Raw genomic sequence first — 14,907 nt, 5'->3', positions numbered from 1 at the left:
ATGAAACTAAATGATTATAAAAATAATCCTAAAATTAAAAAGTTAATTGATGATTCTTTAAATTCAAATGATGTAATTACAGATCAAGTTTTATTAGATAATAAAAATATCTTAGATGAGTTTTTATTTAATTATAAAGAATGTAGTTTAGATAAAAAGTGTAATCAAATAGTTAAAAATTATCAAGTTGATTTAGTATTTAAAGATCATTTATTTTACTTAAAAAATGTTTTATGTATTCATGGTAAACAAACAGAAAAACTTTTTATAATTAAAAAAAATTATTGATTTAGTGATTTTGATCTTAATTTATTTTCTTTAACTTATGATGAGTATTTTAAAAATGAATTAAATAATTCAGAGTTTAGTTTATTAGATCAAAAAGAAAAAGATATTAGAAAAAAAATTTTAAGTAATATTTTAAAATTTGTTCAAAAAAATTCTAAAAAAGGTATTTATTTATATGGTAATTCTGGAGTTGGTAAAACTTATATGTTTAAAGTTTTAGCAAATACTTTAGCTAGTAAAAATAAAACAGTGATTTTTTCAACACTAAGATCTTTAATAGATAAATTAAAAGAATCATTTAATTCTTCTGAAATTAATTCCTTAGAATTAATGAAAAAAATAAAAACAGTTGATTTTTTATTTTTAGATGATATTGGTGGAGAAAATCTTTCTTTATGAGCTAGAGATGACTTTTTATTTGAAGTTTTAAATTATAGAATGGAAAATCAAAAATCTACATTTTTTACTTCTAATTTTTCTATTGATTTATTAGAAAAAAACTTACAATTTATAAGACAATATAATAATTTTTTAAATTCAAAAGATGTATTTGAATTAGAAAAAATTAAAATTGAAAGATTAATTTCAAGAATTAAAACTCTATCTAAAGAACTATTTTTTATAGGAAGTAATAAAAGAAAAAACTAATTAATTTACTTTTATTTATCTATTATTTGTATAATTTAAAATGTTATTAGTATTTTATATGAATACAAATAAAACAAAAGAAAGGTAACAATATGTCAAAAAAAGTTGCAATTAATGGATTTGGTAGAATTGGTAGATTAACATTTAGACGTTTGTTTGAAAAAGGTGTTGATATTGTTGCAATTAATGATTTAACTGACACTAAAACACTAGCTTATTTACTTGAATTTGATACAGCTCAAGGAATTTTTTGCGAAGGTGAAATTTCATATACTGATAATTCAATTATAGTTAAAGGAAAAGAAGTTAAAGTATTTGCTGAAAAAGATGCTGCTAACTTACCATGATCTGATTTAAAAATCGATTTAGTTGTTGAGTCAACTGGATTTTGTACAGATAAAGAAAAAGCTTCAGCTCATATTAAAGCAGGTGCAAAAAAAGTTGTTATTTCAGCACCAGCAACTGGAGATTTAAAAACTATTGTTTATGGAGTTAACCACAAATCATTAATAAGTGATGATGTAATTATTTCTGGAGCTTCATGTACAACTAATTGTTTAACACCATTTACTAAAGCTTTAGATGATGCATTTACTATTAAAAAAGGGTTTATGACTACAGTTCATGCTGTAACTAATGACCAAAGGTTATTAGATTTAAATCATAAAGATCTACGTAGAGGAAGAGCTGCTGCTTGAAATATTATTCCATCAACTACTGGAGCTGCAAAAGCAGTTAGTTTAGTATTACCTCATTTAAAAGGTAAATTAGATGGATATGCATTGCGTGTTCCTACTATTACTGGTTCAATTACAGATTTAACTGTTGAATTTGAAACTCGAAATTTAACTATTGATCAAATTAATAATGCAGTAAAAAAAGCATTACAAGAAGATACTGATTTAGCACAAGCTATGAAATATGAAACTAAACCAATTGTTTCATCAGATGTTATTGGTTCTAAATATGGATCTATTTTTGATGCTACTTTAACAAAAGTTATGGATGTTGATGGAAAACAATTAGTTAAAGTTTGTTCATGATATGATAATGAAAGTTCTTATGTTTCACAACTAGTTAGAACTACTATTTACTTTATGTCTTTATAAAAAAATATTAAATTTAAAATCTAAACTTTTTATTATTAATAACAAGTTTAGATTTTGTTTTTTTAATTTATGAATTTATTTAAATATAGTAGAATATGAATAACTACTATAAAAGGAGAAAATATGAATTATAATAACAAAAAAACATTAAAAGACATAAATGTTAAAAATAAAACTGTACTAGTTCGTGTGGATTTTAATGTACCAATTCAAAATGGAGTTATTACTGATGATAATCGTATAATTGCTGCTCTTCCTACTATAAATTACTTAATAGAAAATGATGCAAAAATAGTGTTATTTTCACATTTATCAAGAATTAAAACTAAAGAAGATAAATTAAAAAAATCTTTAGCTCCAGTTGCAAAAAGATTAGAAGAATTATTGAATAAAAAAGTTAAATTTATTAACCAAACTAGAGGAAAAGAATTAGAACAAGCTGTTAGTTTATTGCAAACTAAAGAAATTATTTTAGTTGAAAATACTAGATTTGAAGATGTTTTAGATGATCAAGTTGTTAAGTATGAATCAAAAAATGATCTTGAATTAGGAAAGTATTGAGCAAGTTTAGGTGAAGTATTTGTAAATGATGCTTTTGGAACAGCACATAGATCACATGCTTCAAATGTTGGAATTGCTTCAAATATTAAAATTTCAGCTATTGGTTTTTTAGTTGAAAAAGAATTAAAAATGTTATCTCAGGCAGTTAATGATTCTAAAAAACCATTTATTGCAATTTTAGGTGGTGCAAAAGTTTCAGACAAAATTGGTGTTATTGAAAATTTATTACCAAAAGTTGATAAATTACTAATTGGTGGTGGAATGAGCTATACTTTTTTAAAAGCTCAAGGTCGTAGCATTGGTAAATCATTATTAGAAGAAGATAAAATTGATTTAGCTAAACATTATTTAGAAGTTGGAAAAGATAAAATTGTTTTACCAGTTGATACAGCATGCGCAAAAGAATTTGCTGATGTAAAACCAACTATTTTTGAAACTAATATTCCTGATGAATGAGATGGATTAGATGCTGGACCAAAGACAATTGAAATGTATAAAGAAGAAATTAAAAAAGCTAAAACTATTGTTTGAAATGGTCCTATTGGTGTATTTGAATTTAAAAATTTTGAAACTGGTACAAAATCTATATGTCAAGCAATTGCTGAACAAACTAAAACTGGAGCCTTTACTTTAATTGGTGGTGGAGATAGTGCTTCTGCTGCTATTAATATGGGATTTAAAGATAATTTTTCATGAATTTCAACTGGTGGAGGAGCTTCACTCGAATTTATGGAAGGTAAAGAATTAGAAGGAATTTCGACAATTCAAGATAAATAGAAGCAATTAACATTAGATATTAAAAAAACTCACTTAGTAGAAAGTGAGTTTTTTGTGATTTTGTTATTTGCTAAATTATTTTGTTTTTTTAGCAGCTTCTCCAGTTCCTGCTGGTTTAGCAGTTTCTCCAGTTCCTGCTGGTTTTTCGTCTTTATCTTTATCCTTATTTTCTTCTGTCATTTCTGATGGTTTTTCAGAAGTTCCATTATTATTCATTTCAGTATTTGATCTATCACCACATGCAACTACAGCAGCACTAGTTGATGCAATTAAACCTACTGAACCTAGTAAAGTTAATAATTTTTTCATTAATTATCCTTTCAAAAACCGGTTATTTTAGCTACATATTATGTATTCTATATAGCTGAAGTTCATTATATATATATATATATAATGTCAAGCGTATATACACGCTTTTTAAACGATTGAAAAAATAACTAATAAAAACAAATAAAAAACCTAAATCATAATTGATTTAGGTTGAAAGTCATTTAATCTTAAAGAATAGATATCAAAAAACTTATCTATTTACAATAATTAAATTATTTTATTTTTGGTCCTTTTACTTCTTTTTTACCCTGCTACTATAACTATGAATAAATATTAGGATTGTTCTCTGAATTGGATAGGAGACAATCCTTTTATTTTTATTTTTTTTATTCTTGTGTTGTTGTATCAATGAATATATTTATGTACTTTCTTAGTTAGTTCTTCTCTTGAATTGTATTTGAACATAATAATTCTCCTTGTTTTAATAAACTAAAAAAGTTATCTATAATAGCATTGTCTAAACAGTTGCTATTTCTAGATATACTTTGTATTATGTTGTTTTCTTCTAGTATTTTCACTCATTCATATGTTGATAATAAAATTCCTATTCAGAATGAATTATTAAAGCATCTATACCTTTAACTTTTTTAAGTGATTTTTCTGGCATTGAATTTGTTAAGTTCAAATAAGGACTAGTCTGAATTAAATATGAAATAATTTTATTATTGTAAAGATCAATAATTGGTAATAGATATAGTTTTTGACCACAACTTTAAATTTTATTTGCTTTTGGAGAATGAAAATTTCTTTTTAAAATATTGTCTGTAATTTTTCTAACAATTAGTCTATAAGAATTATATCGTCTATTTTTGTTTCTAAATTTAATACATCACTTAGTAAGTTATTTAGTTGATCTTAAAATCATTTTGTGATTTACAATATATCCCGTTGATTCTAAGCTATTTTTAGTATTATGTAACCACATATTTTAAGTGATTTTTGAAAATATCAACAATCATTTTTTTAATTTTTATGTTAATAATATTAGATTATTCTTCTTTAATAATTTCTGGTTTTTTCTAAGTTTAATTTGGTCATATAAAAACCTCATTTTCTGGATTTTTAGTCCGGAATATGAGGTTCGAGGAAAAGTGAGTTTTTTAATATTTAATATTTTATTTACCCGCTTCTGCTCCTGGTTTTGGAGTTGTTTCTGCTCCTGCTCCTGGTTTTGGAGTTGTTTCTGCTCCTGCTCCTGGTTTTGGAGTTGTTTCTGCTCCTGCTCCTGGTTTTGGAGTTGTTTCTGCTCCTGCTCCTGGTTTTGGAGTTGTTTCTGCTCCTGCTCCTGGTTTTGGAGTTGTTTCTGCTCCTGCTCCTGGTTTTGGAGTTGTTTCTGCTCCTGCTCCTGGTTTTGGAGTTGTTTCTGCTCCTGCTCCTGGTTTTGGAGTTGTTTCTGCTCCTGCTCCTGGTTTTGGAGTTGTTTCTGCTCCTGCTCCTGGTTTTGGAGTTGTTTCTGCTCCTGCTCCTGGTTTTGGAGTTGTTTCTGCTCCTGCTCCTGGTTTTGGAGTTGTTTCTGCTCCTGCTCCTGGTTTTGGAGTTGTTTCTGCTCCTGCTCCTGGTTTTGGAGTTGTTTCTGCTCCTGCTCCTGGTTTTGGAGTTGTTTCTGCTCCTGCTCCTGGTTTTGGAGTTGTTTCTGCTCCTGCTCCTGGTTTTGGAGTTGTTTCTGCTCCTGCTCCTGGTTTTGGAGTTGTTTCTGCTCCTGCTCCTGGTTTTGGAGTTGTTTCTGCTCCTGCTCCTGGTTTTGGAGTTGTTTCTGCTCCTGCTCCTGGTTTTGGAGTTGTTTCTGCTCCTGCTCCTGGTTTTGGAGTTGTTTCTGCTCCCATCTCTTCTTTTTTATCTTCTTTTGACATTTCTGATGGTTTTTCAGAAGTTCCATTATTATTCATTTCAGCATTTGATCTATCACCACATGCAACTACAGCAGCACTAGTTGATGCAATTAAACCTACTGAACCTAGTAAAGTTAATAATTTTTTCATTAATTATCCTTTCAAAAACCGGTTATTTTAGCTACATATTATGTATTCTATATAGCTGAAGTTCATTATATATATATATATATATATATATATAATGTCAAGCGTATATACACGCTTTTTAAACGATTGAAAAAATAACTAATAAAAACAAATAAAAAACCTAAATCAATTATGATTTAGGTTGAAAGTTATTTAAAAAAATCTTGATTTGCTTGTTGTTTGATTTTAGTAGTTGTTATAAATGGGATTCTTGTAGTATATTGCATTTTAGCAGCAACTATCATTTTTGCTGGTCATTCATTAATTGAACGATTTCATTGAAATACAGTATCATTATAAATATCTCTAGCCGCAGTTATTTCTTTTTGTAAGTATAAGTTTTGTTGTAATGCTTGTTTAATTGAATCGTGTGATTTTAAATCAGGATAATTTTCAACTTGTAAGCTTAATCCTTTAATAGTTTTATCTAATTGAGTTGAAATATTAGTTCTGTTTTCATCATTTAAATTAATTCCAGATCTATAAGCTGCAATAGTTTTCATAACATCTTTATCTAATTCAATAGATTTAGATAATAATGATGCTAAATTTTGCATAATAACAACTCTTTGTTCTAAATAGTTATCAATTTGAGAAGCATTATGTTGTAATTTTTGTTCTAATTGAGCTAAATAGTTTTTTGCTTTAATTTTTATAAATGTAAAAATGATTCCAGGAATAATTCCTAATATTCATAAAATTATTTCAAAAACTAATGAACCTTTTCCAACTGTTATTAAAATTCTTTTATTAATAACATTTACTTGTCTACCTTTATCTAAAATAGGATCATTCATTTCATCTAATGTATTTGCCATTTATATATCTCCTTATTCTATTTCAATAGCACCATATTCTGTTAAAATATCACTTTCATTATACTTATTTTTTACTTCATCATCTCATAATTTATCATCGATTGGTGAATTTTTATAGATTTTAAGTTTGAAATTAATAGTATTTATGTATTTTATAAATTCATCTCAAGGAACTGGAACATTATGATATCTTCCATCTCCTCCTAAAACTGGTATGTAATCAATTCTTGGTACTATATCAAAACCAATTGAAGTAGCTTGTATATAATCAATATTATTTTGACTAGCAATCAAGTTAGTTTTTATAATTGAGTCAGTTTTAATATTTGGATGATCTAATAGTTTAGATGGTATTAAATTAGCACAAACTTCATGTTCATAGTCACTAAGAATTAAATTATCTTGTATTTCATCTTTATACTCTAAACTAGTTTGAACTAAAGATGGTATTGAAAAATATGGAGCAAGTGTTCAATAAATAGTCTTAAAGTAATTATTATTTATACTATAAAAACTATTTTTAATATGTTCAATATTATAATGATCATAATCTTTTTCATAATCATAAAAGTTTAGATAATCTAAATTATTAGTTGCAAAAACAATTCATTTATTAATTTTTAGCATATGATAATTATCACCAAAACTTTTTTTATTATCTTGAACTAATTCAACTAAATTTTGTTGAGCTAGTGGAGTAAATAATAATCTAAATTCTCTTTCATTATTTCTATTAAAACAAGCTAAAAAAGCTTCAAATTTAGTATTTGATAATGGAGTAAAGTTAAGATTTTTTTGACTATATTTATGTAATTCTTTTTCAGTTTTTTTTACTAGTTTGTCTTTTTCTTTTTCAGTTAATTTATCAATTTGTTGTGGTTTTCTATATAATTGTAAATTCAAAGCTAAATCAGTTGCAAAATAAATTCTTGAATAGTGTGAAAATTCAACAAAAGGTTTAACTACACTAGCTGTTAAAACTTGAGTTTTAGTAACTTTTTTTATATTTCCATCACTATCAGTATATGATTCAGTTCAACTAATTGTTAAAGAACCATAATAAGTTTTTTTAACAACTTCATAACAATATTCTTTAGTTAGTAAAAATGAATTATTATTAATACTTCCTGATTTAACATAAAGTGTAGTTTTTTGATCATCAGATGATGGATTGATAAAACCATATTCATTAATTAGTTTATTTAATTTAGCTAATCCTAAATGTTTATTTAATTTAATAAAAGGCATTGTTAAAGTTAAAAGTTTATTTTTAGTTCCAATTTTAATCAAATTTCTTAAACTTTGAGTTTGTTCTAATCCAGTTTGAATTAATTGGTTTAATTTTTCTTGTTGAATGTTTTTAGTATTTAAAGATACTTTTTTCTTTTTATTAATTACAACAAATTGTATTACTAAAAAAACAATAAATAAAATTAAAACAATAATACAAATTAAGATCTCATATCATTTATATTCTTTAATTGTAGCTAAAGTTCAAATAAAAAAAGCTCCAAAAAGTCCAGACAAACAAATTAAAACTATATTAAAAATAGATCAAGCTTTAAGTCTTTTTAAACTAGAGTTTACTTGTTTTAATTCAGCTTCTTTTTTATTAATTTTTCTTACTTGTTCTTGGTTTTGTTCTAAATCAACTTGTGAAGTTTTTATTAAATTATCAAAATATTCTTTAATAATATTTAAGTTTTTTTCTTCATATTTATCATATTCTTTAAGTGGTTCAAAAATAAATTCGTTATTTTCCATTTATGCTCCTTTCTTAAAATGTGTACCTATTTTTATTTTATATTTTTAAAAAAAATAAAATACTTTTTAAAAATCTATTTAAAAATAAAACCCCATTTTCTAGATTTTTAGTCTGAAATATAGGGTAAGTAGATTTTTTGTAATTTTTAGTTTAGATTTTTGAGTTCACGTTATAATCCATTTTTTACTAGTAAAAAAGCAAATATATTACTTTAATTAGCAATAATATTTTTTGTTGTTGGTGTATTAAGAATTAGAATTAATAGGTTTATATTAATAAATAATTTACTTATGAGAAAATAATAGTTTTTTGTAATTAATTGTCTATTAATATATTGTAAGAAAACTTAAAATAATAAAAAAGGAGTGAGAATATTTTGACAATAATTACAAAATATACAAGAAAATACGTACTAGATATAGTTAAAAATGGATTTTGAGAAAAGCGATTTGGAATATGAAAATTCCATCAATATTCTTATTATGGTAAACTTACTTATAAGGATTTTTTATATAGAATATATGACTTTAATCCGTCTAATAATAGAACAAAAGAGGAAATTAAAAAGATTCCATTATCTACAAAAGCTGATTTAATTTTTTATAACAATTTGACAAGAGATTCAATTTTTGATGATGGAATTTTCAAACTAACTAATTTTAATTCAATTTATAATAAATTTAATGATAGTAAAAATGAAAGTAATGAAGTTGATCCATTGTTAATTTTTCTTTGTGAAATGTTTCACCCAGAAGTTAGAAGAGAAAAAGAACGTTGAATTTATATTTTTAAAAAAATAAATAATATTCTCTCTATAGATGGAATTGAATTGTTTTTAAATAACGAAGGTAATTGTGACTGGAGAAAATGTAAAAAGAAATTTTCTTTACTAAAATATTTAGGAATACCATATAAATTTAAAAAGTATATTGATTATATTTTTAAAAGAACTCCAATAACACCTATATTTCAAAATTTAACACCAAATATCAAAATAAATGATCGAATATATGATGTTGCTTTAGATGATGCATTTCAAAAAAAAGAAATTAGAAATATAGCATTAACAGGATCGTATAGTTCTGGAAAGACTTCTACATGACTATCATATTCTAGAAATAGAAGATTAGGAAAAATTATAACAGTTTCACTGGGAAAATATAATAATATAAAAAACACTTTAAATAAGAATAAAAAAAATTATTATAATAATAGAATTGAAAGACAAATAATCAATCAAATTTCATCACAAATACACCCAGTTAAAATACCTCTATCAAAATATTCTTTTATTAAAAACAAAAGTTGATTCTGAATAACCTTAAATACATTTCTATCTTGTTGCTTTGTTTTTTCAATAATTGGATGATTAGAAAAAAGCTTTTTAGTTAATAAATTATTATTAAATGAAGGATTATTAAATTGATTTTTACCTATTTCTTTTTTTATTCCTTTAATAGTTTGAATTTTTAAATTTCTAAAAAATAATAAGTTTTATATATCTAAAATAAAATTTAGTAAAATGGAAGCAAATCTAGAAGAGAAATATTTACCAAAAGCAACAGTTTTTGATAGAGACATAAGAGAAATAATTTATTTACTATATTCTTCAAATGCAAAGATTGTTGTTTTTGAAGATTTAGATCGTTTTCATAATTTAGAAATATTTATAAAACTTAAAGAAATAAACTTTATTTTAAATTCTTATATAAGCAGAAAAATTTTTAAAAGAAAACCTGTTAAATTTATATATATGATAAATGATGGATTATTTTCTCCTCATATTAGAACTAAATTTTTTGATTTTATTGTTCCTGTACTTCCTGTAATAAACTCTTCAAATTCTGAAAGTAAATTTTGTGAATTTTTAGAACTTATAGGGGAATTAGATTCATTGGATAAAAATGTTATTTGAAAAATATCTTTATACATAAGCGATATAAGATTGATTAAAAACATAGTTAATGAATTTTTTATTTATAACTATGCAATAAATTCTGAAAATAATCAAATTGACAAAAATAAATTACTTGCACTTATAACATTAAAAAATTTTATGCCTAAAGAATTTGATTTGTTACAAATGGGTAAGGGTTATATATTTAATATTTTTGACAAAATTAAAAAATATAAAATAAACAATATTGATTCTATAAAAAATGAATTGAATGAAGCAAAAAATAAATTATCAAGTCTTTTTGAAAATTATTCTGAGTTTGAAAATAATACTGCATTATTAAAAAATGATAATATTTTGCTTTTTAAAGACAAATATGAATTAATGATGAGTGATAACTTAATTAAAACTGATTTTTTTATTATAAAGACCATTTTTCACAATGATTACACAAACGTTGAGAAAATTAAATTGAATGAATTTTATTATAATAACTCACTTAATATAAATATTAAAAAAATAATAGTATACAATGATCCTGAGATTATGAAATGCTATGAAAATATTGAATTCTTAGAAGGACAATTAAATAAAAAATCGATTAAGATTTTTTTAAAATCTTTAACTCAAGAAGAAATTAATGCTTTATTTAATAATAAAAATAACAAACAAATAAATAGTAGAGACATTCCCTTTTTAAAATTTTTATTTATGGAAGGTCTTATTGATGAATCATACTTAAATTATATGTCTTACTTTTATCATGGTTTATTAGGAAAAAATGATAGAATTTTTATTAAAAATTTATTAGAACATGTTGATAATAATAATTTTAGAATTGAATTAGAAAATCCTAAACTATTACTAGATATACTTGATGAAGAGCAGCTAAAATCGCATTTATCGTTTAATATTCATCTTTTTAAAGAATCTATTAACTTGCAAAATAATACAGCAACAATGTATATGTTTAATTCAGTTTGACCTTCAAATAAACAATTGATTGCAAAATCACTTTCTCAGTTTGATTTTGATACTATTAGCAAATTTATTCATATTTTTTCAAGGCAAGAAAATGGAATTATAAAAATAAGAAGATTTTTAGATGATTCATATGATAATCTTAGGGTTTGAGAATATTTAAATTCTGGAAATACAATTAAAGACATTATAGTATCTATAAAATTAAACATAGTTAATTCAGATTTTATAAATTACTTTTCTAATTTTATATTTGAAAATATACCAGATATTTTAAATTATAATAATCAGCATTATGTTAGAAAAATTATAGGAAGTCTGATGTCAGTAAAACAAGATAAAAAAGTTGAATATATAAATAAAAATATCGATTGTTATACTTTAAATGTAAGAAATGTTATGAATATATATGAGTTTATTATAGGTAAAAGTTGTGATTTTAATAAATTATTAACAAATGTTTTTAAAGAAGAAAAAATGTCAAAGATAAAAGAACGTATTGAACAAAACTTTGGTAAATTTGTTAAAAGATACATAGATTTAACTCAACCGAATGAATATTATGAAAATGATGAGTCTATTTTAATTTCTATAATAAATTCTAGTGAAATAGATGATTGTTATAAGAAAAAATATATAGAATTAAATAAAACAGATTTATTAGATTTAGGTAAAGTTCATAATTTGAGAAAAAATAGAGAACACATAAAGCACTTATTTGAAAAAAATAAAATAGCGTGATCTATTAAGAACTTTAAAAAATATATTAAAGAATTTAATGAATGCGATGAAAGCTTTTCAAAATATTTTAATAATAATATAAATAGTAGTAATTACAAAGACTTATTAGAAGGTGAATTTGAAATTTGTAATATCTTATTGAATAATCCATATTCAAATGACAAAGTCTTTAGTTTTGCATTAAAGCTTGCAAATCCTAATATAAAAATAAAAAATTTATGTGAAAATTTAGAATATAGTAGAATCTTAAGAATTAAAGAATTTTTTAAAATTAAATAAAAATTATTGATATCAATAACTTTAATTTTAAAAAATCAGCAATTTAATTGTTTCATCAATTGATTAAACCTATATTTTTTTAAAACTAGTAATACTTAATATTTAGAGATGATAGTCTAAAAATATTGAAACTATAGTTTAGCAATTTATTGTCAAATTTATATACAAAAAAGTCATAAATGAATCAATTAATAAAAATTAATGATTCTAACTTAATCCCATAAATATGAATTAAAATTTTATATATTCTAACAGGATTGCCTTTTGAATTTAACAAAAAGCAATCCCTTTTTATTTCTAATGTTTTTAATTTAGGCTATGTGTTGATAATGAAAACTTTCGTCTGAATGAATTTTTAACTATTAAATAAAAATTTCCTAAAAAATTAACTATATGAGTATTTTGTTTATTATTTGTTTATTCTTTTTAATAATTCTTGTTTTATACCAAATATCGATTTTTCCCAGTATTTGGATTTTTTATATTGCTTAAACATTTTAATAATTTCACCATAGGCTTTAGTTTCAAATAAGTTGAATTCTTCAAATTTATTTTTTATTTTATAACCAATAATTAGATTCAACATTATAAATTCTCTTTATAAAAGTTAACATCATCGCAAACTCTAATTGTGTCTAGTTCTAAAGTGTTTTTGTAAAAGTCATTAACTAATTCAATTTCTCATCTTTGTTTGTATAAATTCATAGCTTCTTGACAAGTCTCTTTTTTGATCTGAAACATAGACAATTGTTTCAAATCTATTTTTATTTTTTTGATATCTTTCTACTGTGAACCTTTTACTTGACATAAAGTCTTGTTCTTCTTTATAATCTCTTTTCATATTTTTAAAATCATAGTAATATTTGTTTTCAAAAAATATCTTTTTACATCGTGTATTATTTTCTTTATCATCAATTTTTTCAACCATATTATAAGCATCGATTTTATTAAGAATTTTTGATGATTTTTTGATTGAATGAATGTAACTAACAGTTGAAAAAATATTATCAGAATCAATAGTCTTATCACCAATAATTACTCCTTTAGTAATACTGGTTTTTTCTAAAAAGTCGGGAGAACTAGTAACATCAACACAATTTCTAGCATAAGGAAGTGAACAAATGGCATCTTTTGTTGTGATATTAAAAGCTAAAATCATTGATATATTTTTACTATTTTTAATTTGTATGAAAACTCATTTAAAGAATTGACTCTACTATTATTGTTTTTTAACATTCCATCAATCGTGATTTTGTTGTTTTCATCAAGTTTTTGAATTCTATTTTGTATGAGTTGTAAAACTCTTCCATAGTCTCTCCTGATCATTTTTAAAACTTAGAAATATCATTTTTGTCTAATTTTAGATTTTGAAAATTTACTGAGATAAATGATTCTTCATAAACTTCTTCTATTTTATTATTTGTCATTTTAGGATTTATTGAGCGAAGTAGTGGAATGGCATACAAATTTTCTGCCATTTCGTTTCGATAAACCTCTTTTAATTCATTCAAAATATCTTTTGAAACTAATTTAGCTAATTCATAATCACCAAAATTTTTTAATGAAATTTCTTTTTTTACATTTTCTTTTCTAACAAAAACTTTATCAATAATATGACCTATTACTTTTCCTTCTTTTCGCTGATTAGAACCATTTTTTCTCTCACAAGTAATTTTTTCAATAACTACTCAATTAGAACCTAATTTTTTAATAATTGTGTTTTTAGGTCTTGGAACTTCTCTAATTTCTATTGAAAAACCCATAACATTATAGTTAATATATAAAAAAATCAATAGTTTTTTTATTACTTTTTTTAACTTTTACATATAAAAAAATGAGCAATTCTTATAAAAATTTACTCATTTATTCTTTTATTATTAATATATGGTCATTTCTTTGTGAAGATCCATTGATTATATAGTTAATTTATTAGGGAAAGTTTTAATTAATTATAAATAAACATATTCAAAATTTTTGATAGGTTCGCAATTTTAAATACTTTTTTATTTAATTTACTATAAGTAACACTTTTTTAACTTTCTTATTATAAAAATAATCACTTAAAGAGGAAATGTAAGAAAAGTGATGCAGAGAATATCATAATAAATAAAAGTAAGATAAGCATTTGTTTATATTCTTCAACTTCTTTTAATTCTTTTTCTTTTTTTTTTAAAATTTAATTTTGGTTTACATTCTTTTTTTAAGTTAGGTGCAAAATAATAATAGTTTTTTATTTTATTTAATTTTCAATTTGAAATATCTTGGTTAAAATTTGTTGTCCCTTCAAACATTGAGCGAATATATTCTACGTTAGACATATTTCAATTTGAAATATCTTGGTTAAATTTTTTAGCATCATAAAACATATAACGTATATCTTTTGCGTTAGACAAATCTCAAGCTTGATATTTTTTATTATCAACACTAACTTCTTTTGTATTGATATTTTGATCAAATGAAGTTGCTTCTTGGAACATCGCATAGGCAAGTTTGAGATTTGATGTATCTCAATTTGAAATATTTTTGATTTTTATTACATACTTTTAGAAATTCTTTTTTATCTGTTCGATCTTTTAAATAACTAAAAATTTTTGCTGTTTTTGTCTAACTTTTTTATTTCTATAAACATAAACTACTTTAATTTTAATAGAACCATTAGCAAGTTTTTTATTTAGTTGATTGTAAACAATATTTT

The 14,907-nt window shown here is 23.3% G+C and carries 9 protein-coding genes and 2 pseudogenes; 4 read left to right on the top strand and 7 right to left on the bottom strand.

The features are described from left to right. The 3 genes from MSB_RS03175 to MSB_RS03165 all read left to right on the top strand — a co-directional run bounded on the left by MSB_RS03175 (position 1) and on the right by MSB_RS03165 (position 3,383). Positions 1-936: an ATP-binding protein gene (locus tag MSB_RS03175; protein WP_013447923.1), complete on the top strand. Its 936-nt coding sequence runs from the start codon at positions 1-3 to the stop codon at positions 934-936. A gap of 92 nt (positions 937-1,028) precedes the next feature. Next, on the top strand, positions 1,029-2,045 hold the full coding sequence (gene gap / locus MSB_RS03170) for a type I glyceraldehyde-3-phosphate dehydrogenase (RefSeq protein WP_013447922.1): 1,017 nt from the start codon (positions 1,029-1,031) through the stop codon (positions 2,043-2,045). Between the two features lie 123 nt (positions 2,046-2,168). Then, positions 2,169-3,383: a phosphoglycerate kinase gene (locus tag MSB_RS03165; RefSeq protein ID WP_013447921.1), complete on the top strand. Its 1,215-nt coding sequence runs from the start codon at positions 2,169-2,171 to the stop codon at positions 3,381-3,383. A gap of 75 nt (positions 3,384-3,458) precedes the next feature. On the opposite strand, the gene MSB_RS03160 is transcribed toward MSB_RS03165, so the two are convergent. From MSB_RS03160 to MSB_RS03135, 5 genes and pseudogenes are all read right to left on the bottom strand, one after another. Beyond that, positions 3,459-3,692, bottom strand: coding sequence for a lipoprotein (locus MSB_RS03160; protein WP_013447920.1), 234 nt, complete (start codon positions 3,690-3,692; stop codon positions 3,459-3,461). Positions 3,693-3,986: 294 nt separating this feature from the next. Then, positions 3,987-4,684: pseudogene (locus MSB_RS05230) on the bottom strand (IS3 family transposase); the annotation flags it as partial. A 144-nt stretch (positions 4,685-4,828) separates the two neighbouring features. Further along, positions 4,829-5,692, bottom strand: a complete 864-nt coding sequence (locus tag MSB_RS05225) for a lipoprotein (RefSeq protein WP_013447919.1) — start codon at positions 5,690-5,692, stop codon at positions 4,829-4,831. A 188-nt stretch (positions 5,693-5,880) separates the two neighbouring features. Then, on the bottom strand, positions 5,881-6,549 hold the full coding sequence (locus MSB_RS03140; RefSeq protein ID WP_013447918.1) for a LemA family protein: 669 nt from the start codon (positions 6,547-6,549) through the stop codon (positions 5,881-5,883). Positions 6,550-6,561: 12 nt separating this feature from the next. Further along, positions 6,562-8,313, bottom strand: coding sequence for an MAG1210 family protein (locus MSB_RS03135; RefSeq protein ID WP_013447917.1), 1,752 nt, complete (start codon positions 8,311-8,313; stop codon positions 6,562-6,564). 377 nt (positions 8,314-8,690) lie between these two features. On the opposite strand from MSB_RS03135, the gene MSB_RS03130 reads away from it, so the two are divergent. Next, positions 8,691-12,212, top strand: a complete 3,522-nt coding sequence (locus tag MSB_RS03130; protein ID WP_013447916.1) for a YobI family P-loop NTPase — start codon at positions 8,691-8,693, stop codon at positions 12,210-12,212. Between the two features lie 389 nt (positions 12,213-12,601). On the opposite strand, the pseudogene MSB_RS05405 reads toward MSB_RS03130, so the two are convergent. Next, positions 12,602-13,975: pseudogene (locus MSB_RS05405) on the bottom strand (transposase). Positions 13,976-14,341: 366 nt separating this feature from the next. Beyond that, positions 14,342-14,689 (bottom strand): BspA family leucine-rich repeat surface protein, encoded by a 348-nt coding sequence (locus tag MSB_RS03115; RefSeq protein WP_013447911.1) that lies wholly within the window; start codon positions 14,687-14,689, stop codon positions 14,342-14,344. Between the last annotated feature and the right edge of the window lie 218 nt (positions 14,690-14,907).

Source organism: Mycoplasma leachii PG50 (assembly GCF_000183365.1).
GTDB lineage: Bacteria > Bacillota_I > Bacilli_A > Mycoplasmatales > Mycoplasmataceae > Mycoplasma > Mycoplasma leachii.
Note: the sequence above shows the minus strand (reverse complement) of the source record. Positions and strands in the feature narration are given on the sequence as shown.